The organism is Vibrio sp. 10N.222.46.A1 (genome assembly GCF_041473595.1).
In the GTDB taxonomy this organism is placed as follows: domain Bacteria; phylum Pseudomonadota; class Gammaproteobacteria; order Enterobacterales; family Vibrionaceae; genus Vibrio; species Vibrio tasmaniensis_A.
Genome location: NZ_JBFRSN010001213.1, coordinates 1 through 6,092 on the forward strand (window position 1 = coordinate 1; position 6,092 = coordinate 6,092).

Genomic DNA, 6,092 nt, shown 5'->3' on the forward strand with positions numbered 1-6,092 from the left:
AGAAAGGCCTGACGGACTCAGTGATTTCTGATGCTATCCATAAGGTGTCTTTCGAAAAGTCTATTGATGAACAAACTATCTTGATAGACCGAATCAACCACTACTACTCAAGCTTTACCATGAGCCGTGAAAAATTGGTTGCGACGCTGCAAAAGCGTGGTTTTAGCTATCAACAAGTTAAGGTAGCGATTGACCAGCACCCACAAGCGCATGAACTGAAGAGTAATATTCAAATTAAGGCAGAGAAAGCCGATTTGGAAAAAGAAGTGCTTAAGTATGCTCGTAAAGGCAAAGGCTTGACTGCTATTCAGCAAGAGCTTAGACAGCGACAAATAGACACGAGCGAATTGCCACAATTGGTCGATCGGTTAATTAACGAAGAGCAACTGGATTTTTACTCTTCGTGTTTAGAACAACTACAAAAGAAACCTTATGACCTCAACGATCACAAAGAGCGCTCAAAAGCTTACGCTATGCTAAGTCGAAAAGGCTTTTCGTCGGATGAAATTAAATTTGCTCTGAGTGAAGGTAACGAGTAGCCAGTGTCCTTAAACCAAGAAATATAGAGCTTTCATAAATACAGACCCTTCAGATATAAATAGCTGAAGGTCACCGAACACAGAATGATTTACAGGGTTAATAGATTGTTTTAACGCGTTGTGTGCAGGTTTTCTGTAATACCTAACCCATTACGCAACGCGAACTGAAGGAGGTCATTGTGGTTGTTCAAATCGAGCAACCCAAGCATTCTGTACTTATGCGATTCTATAGTTCGAGAGCTTAGATGGAGCTGTTCCGCACACTCTTTTGCACTTAAGCCTTGAGCAATAAGTGCCAACACTTTGGTCTGCTTCTTGGTGAGTAAGAGTAATTTGTCACTGTCATCTTCTAGCCGATTCTCATTTTGCTTTAATGTTCTGGCTAGTGTTGAGTGCTGCCAATAACAGAGCCAAAGCTCACAGACTAATTTTAAGCGCTGGATGTCTTCGAGATCGAAAGTGGTATCGTTGTCGTGAAAGTTAGTAAAAGACAGTGCTCCCCAGCGTTGGTTAAAGAGTTGCAAAGGAATGATGCAGTGCCATCGCCCCCCTTCTTTGTATAACTGCTTTAATACGTAATTCTGAGTGTTCTCGAGGTCGTCTTTCGAAAACGCGAGATAAGTTTTTTTGGTCTTTAGCAGCTTTAAATAATCAAGATAGTTGCCACCAATGAGATTCTGTTTATTGACCGGGGGTATGTTCGCTTTCGATACTGAACAAGTCTTTCCGTCTTCCAGTAAGACCATTGAGTTAGGGTAGAGTGTTAAACGATCCATCCCAAACCAATCGAGTACGTCAAAGCTCGCTTCTGACCAAGTAGCTTGAAAATACTTAGGATCGCTATTGATGAGAGTCGTTGATTGCTTCATCAACAATTGTTCAAAATTTAGGTTAGTAGCCGACATACCTTTCCTCTATCAATATATTCATCAGGTTAATATCCCGAAGACTATGCGTTCGTAAAGCACAGTGCAAGATAAGATGTTTACATTTTCGAGAGGTTCTAATTTTCGTTTTTTTATAACTCTTTAATCTAAATGTTAGGATGATAAGCGGTAGATCTACTGCATTAATTGAACGGTGTTTTTTAATAAAATCGGGCATTTATACAACCGAGTAAACACTGTGATAAGTTTAAGGGCGTTACTGAGTATTTCAGTCTCGATACTGACTTTTTTTCATCCTACTGCAAGCGCGAACGCATCCCCAATGTTTGTCTATGCGCAGTCACCTATTCATTCAAATGTGCTTTCAACACAACTTCGTTCTGCTCAGCCCAAAAGGGTGGGGACTATTGAGTTCAAGTCCTCTTATACCCAAGCCAGTATATGGGCACACACCGACGCTTATGGTCTTGATTATTACCAAAATCAATCGAATATTGCAGTTCAATGGCAGGCATCTTCTGTATGGAAGGTGGAGTTGGATTATCGAGTGGTAACAGCCAAAGATAATGGACTTGATAGTTTTGTGATGGGCTTTCATGACTTATTTAATATCGGCCAAAATGGTCGGGATGAAGTTCCTCAAGATCAGTTCACTATGGATTTTAATAACTCGGGGGTTCATATTTCTGATTTTGAAGGCGATCAACTGACTAATGCTGTCACGTTATACAATGAATTATTGTTGTATTCCGACGGCCCCTCTTTTATTTCTGCTGGTGGCTCTCTGTTTTACAATAATGTTCGAGAAGGGCAGTTTGAGCGAAATAGTTTTGAGCAAGGTGTTCAGCTGAATTACAGCTATTTATCAGTGCGTCACAACGTGTTTGTTACTCTTGGTTTAGTTCACCGCAAAGGTGATGACTATTCTGTGCTCTTAGAAAACTACAGTTCGAGTTGGGCTGTAGGCTATGAATTACGATTCGATGCTCATCATAGCTTGGTCATTGAATCGTTAAATTATCAAGGGTGGGCAACGGATGAACCAGATTTCTCAGAGCCGTCTAATGAAGTGGTGCTCGGTTATAGGTACCGATTCAATAGGTTTAGTTTAGAAGCCTTGATGACAGAGAATATTCGCAATATGGATAACAGCACCGATATCGGCTTTACTCTGGGATTACGTTTCTCAATATAAACGACACATTAATATATTCTTATTTCATGAAATTCACCGAAGCTATAAAATTTCAGTAAATTTACGGTATATCAATAACCTGTTTTTTTGAACAATAGCGCTACTCCAAAAGGCCGGACTAACAAGGCCGAATCAATATATAGGTAGTGGTTATTATGAAAAAGACATTAGTAGCACTTGCGATTGCAAGCATTTCAAGTTCAGCTTTCGCGGTAAATACAAGCAGCCAAAACAGCCAAAATGAAGACATGTTCGCATTTGATTCAATGCATAAAGATCAATTCTCAGTATCTGGTGCTATGGGTGTTGGCGGTTACTACGACACTGGTTCTAAAGCATTCTACGATGACTGGGCTACAGGCCTAACACTTGCAGTAAACTACCGTAACAACCGTATTGTTGGTTACTTCGAAACAGACTTGATGGTGAACTACACAACAGACAATAACGTTTCAGCGAATGATTCAGTTAACTACAAGTGGACAAATGGCATCGATACTGGCCCTGCTGCTGATGTAGACAAAGCTTGGCTTGGTTTTGACACTGGTTTCGGTATCGCTTCATTCGGTTGGGAAAATGATACAGCACTAGATAAAGTTGACGGTGCTGGTGATAACACTTACGAGTTTGGCGCTTCTGCTGGTGATGCTTCTGACGGCTTCAATGTTGTTAAGTTCGAGGGTGCAACAAGCGGTATCGCTTACGGTATCTCTTACTTCGAAACGAAAGATTCTCGTAACAATGATAAGTTCGACAAAGGTGTGAACGGCTACATCGGTCTAGAGCAAGAAGTATTCAACCTATACGCAGGTTACGAAAACCGTGATTACGAAGCTAATTACGAAGTTTACACGGTAACTGGTAACGTAAAAATTGGTGACCTAACACTAGGTATGAACTCTTGGATTGATGACGCAGATTCTGAGAAAGACACGGGTTACTACGTTTCAGGTGGTTACGCGGTTTCTGAAGACCTAACAATTGCAGCTGGTTACGCCTCTAACAGCAATGAACTTGATGGCCAAGCGGACGTAGATGCTTCTTACATCAACATCGCGGCAATGTACCGTATTGCAGACAACGCTGACATGGGTATTGATATCAAACAAGATATTGATGGTGCACGCATGGGTTCAACTAGCGCACAGTACGACGAAGAAACACACGTATTCGCAGCAGCTTACTACTACTTCTAAGCTCTTAATAGCTTAATAGCTTTGAGAGCTTAAGAACTTTAAATCTGATTGCTATGGTGTGTCGCATGCCCGGTCGTTACACCATGTTCTCTTCGTTTTGCCGTTTAAGTATCCAACCGATATGTGGTTTGACACTCAGTGTTATGAGTGGAATGATAATCTGGAGAATGTAATGGTTAAGAGCATTACTGCCAAGGGTGTTATTTACGGAAATGACACTCTGTTTACATGTAAACCGAATCGAAATGGATTATTTGAATTGGCGCGTAAACATGGAAGAGTTGCAGGTACTCGCCCGCAAGATCTCAAGAACAAGGTTTATGCTGAATCTCTTGATGAAGCTTGGAATTTACTCAAAACAGAAAAGTTTTATATTGTTTTGACAGGGCAGATATGTGGTATTCATAGGAAATCACTAAGAAGCCTTGATTCTGTCGACATTATTTTTGATGTTCAATCTCGTTTAAATTGTGTCACTGTGTAGGGTCAATGCTGTAAATAAAAAGGACGATTAAATATCGTCCTTTTTTTCGTTTGAGTTTTTTGGTTCAACCTTGGTTACAGATGCTCAGCACCCGCTATCGGCCGTATTGCCCAACGATAAAGTGTTCAAACTCATCACACATCTGATGGTTTGACTTATCATTACTCGCCAACTCGGTTGTCCCATCAACGATTGATATCTTCGCATTCAAATCAGCGACGGGTGCTCGTTCTCTTGTCGACAGCTGTTTGATTTTTTGATCTTCAATAGCCCAAGCTTCTTCTGGCGATAAGTTGCATTCGTCAGCGAGGTACTTGGCATTAAAACCTTCCCCAGTCAGGCTTTCGATTGTCCCATTATGATTCACACTATTGCCTTGGTGCCAATAGTGCTTAGCTAACAAAGGGCCGATCTCTGGGTTATCCGTTAAGTAGCCAAACTTATCGGTGAAATAAGCACGTGTTTGATACACCGCCATATGAGCTAATAAGTAGCCCTGGTAAGCGCATGAGGCTTCATCCGACAATAGATGTGGAATCGCCATCAATGGGCGAGGGCTACAAGCCAATCCAAGAATCGTTTTCTCACTGCTACGAGCAAGAGCAGTGATCTTTTCAGGTGTCAGATCTTCATCCGCCAATTCGTAAAGTGCTCGTTCGAAATAGGGAACAACAAGAATGCTTCGTTCTTGGTAGGCTCTGAACGGTTGTTTGTTATCTATGATGGCTTTGATTAGCTCATCAGGTACTGCTTGGCCTTCTGAATCCAGGGCATATTGTTTTAGCCAATCGGCGTCATTCAATAAGCTGTCACAGAACATGGATTGAGTTTCGGCATAAGCCATCGATGTTGGTGCAAATTCTTGAGAGAAACAAGGCGCATTCATTTTAACATTAGCGAAATGTGCAGCGTGGCCGCCCTCGTGAAACAGCGTATTGATACCATCATAACCGCTGCCGATTTGGTCGGGCTTGGCGTTGCTCGTGAAGTTGACCTGTGCAGCTACCCAAGTATCTTGATCGTAGAAAGAAGGAACTGGCCCATGACAGAAACCGTTTGGATACTTTCCTTTACGATCAAGCAAATCTAATTTCAATGTTGCTTGTGAGTATTCGATATTAAGACGACCAAAAGACTCAACCCAACGCCTTAGTGACTTTGAAAATGGAACATAAGGGTCTAAGTCATTCATGACGTCACCTGAAAAAGAGTAGGTGAAATTATGGGCTTCTAGAGCGCTCTGACCTTTTTTCTGAGTTAAGCTCTCTAGGCTTTGTTGATGGTTATCTCGCGTGCGAACTTCAAAGTCATCCAGAATTGTAAACAGTTGCTCAGTTGTCATCTGCTCGGTTTTAACGACGGAATAGTCAAAAAAGGTTTTGAAACCCAGCGATTGAGCAAACTGGTTGCGTTTTTTGATGAGTTCAATGAAGCCGTTAGCCAGCAGCCACTGCTCTAAACCTAGTAGTGTTTGGTGAGCTGAAAGCCTAACTTTTTCATTACTATTGGTTCTTATTGTTGAACCTAGAACCGGTAACGACCCTTCAGTGTCGTCGCCCGCTTCATTCACGTAAGTCATTACATGATTCTGTTTTTTCTCAAACAGTTCAGCCTCAAACTTTATGAGTTCGGCTTTAAGCTTCTGTGACTGCTCAGACTCAATAGCGTGAGATCTAAAGGTCGCTAACCAACCATTCAAGCCTGTTAGCGTGCTCTCTTTTTCTTGAGGGTCTTGAATTTCTTCGATAGTAGCTAGCTGCGTTTCGATAGTAGCTAGCTGCGTTTCGATAG

5 protein-coding genes and 1 pseudogene are annotated in these 6,092 nt (G+C 41.7%); 4 read left to right on the forward strand and 2 right to left on the reverse strand.

Annotated features, from left to right (window positions below):
* A pseudogene (locus AB4496_RS25290) lies at positions 1-539 on the forward strand (recombinase A); the annotation flags it as partial.
* A 110-nt stretch (positions 540-649) separates the two neighbouring features.
* Here AB4496_RS25290 and AB4496_RS25295 read toward each other — a convergent pair.
* A complete protein-coding gene (locus tag AB4496_RS25295) occupies positions 650-1,444 on the reverse strand; it encodes a response regulator transcription factor (protein ID WP_102258190.1) in 795 nt (264 codons plus the stop codon).
* Positions 1,445-1,748: 304 nt separating this feature from the next.
* Between AB4496_RS25295 and AB4496_RS25300 the strand changes: the two genes are divergently transcribed.
* The 3 genes from AB4496_RS25300 to AB4496_RS25310 all read left to right on the forward strand — a co-directional run bounded on the left by AB4496_RS25300 (position 1,749) and on the right by AB4496_RS25310 (position 4,301).
* Positions 1,749-2,621, forward strand: coding sequence for a DUF3187 family protein (locus AB4496_RS25300; RefSeq protein ID WP_372069590.1), 873 nt, complete (start codon positions 1,749-1,751; stop codon positions 2,619-2,621).
* Between the two features lie 155 nt (positions 2,622-2,776).
* Positions 2,777-3,817, forward strand: a complete 1,041-nt coding sequence (locus tag AB4496_RS25305; RefSeq protein ID WP_102258189.1) for a porin — start codon at positions 2,777-2,779, stop codon at positions 3,815-3,817.
* A gap of 172 nt (positions 3,818-3,989) precedes the next feature.
* Positions 3,990-4,301: a hypothetical protein gene (locus AB4496_RS25310; protein ID WP_029222827.1), complete on the forward strand. Its 312-nt coding sequence runs from the start codon at positions 3,990-3,992 to the stop codon at positions 4,299-4,301.
* 94 nt (positions 4,302-4,395) lie between these two features.
* Here the strand turns inward: AB4496_RS25310 and AB4496_RS25315 are convergent.
* Positions 4,396-6,092 (reverse strand): M3 family metallopeptidase (locus AB4496_RS25315; protein WP_372132582.1); only part of this gene is annotated, 1,697 nt, incomplete at its 5' end.

Bases quoted from the DNA above. Each gene is read 5' to 3' on its own strand.
- AB4496_RS25295 (WP_102258190.1), bottom strand. From the start codon at position 1,444: ATGTCGGCTACTAACCTAAATTTTGAACAATTGTTGATGAAGCAATCA.
- AB4496_RS25300 (WP_372069590.1), top strand. From the start codon at position 1,749: ATGTTTGTCTATGCGCAGTCACCTATTCATTCAAATGTGCTTTCAACA.
- AB4496_RS25305 (WP_102258189.1), top strand. From the start codon at position 2,777: ATGAAAAAGACATTAGTAGCACTTGCGATTGCAAGCATTTCAAGTTCA.
- AB4496_RS25310 (WP_029222827.1), top strand. From the start codon at position 3,990: ATGGTTAAGAGCATTACTGCCAAGGGTGTTATTTACGGAAATGACACT.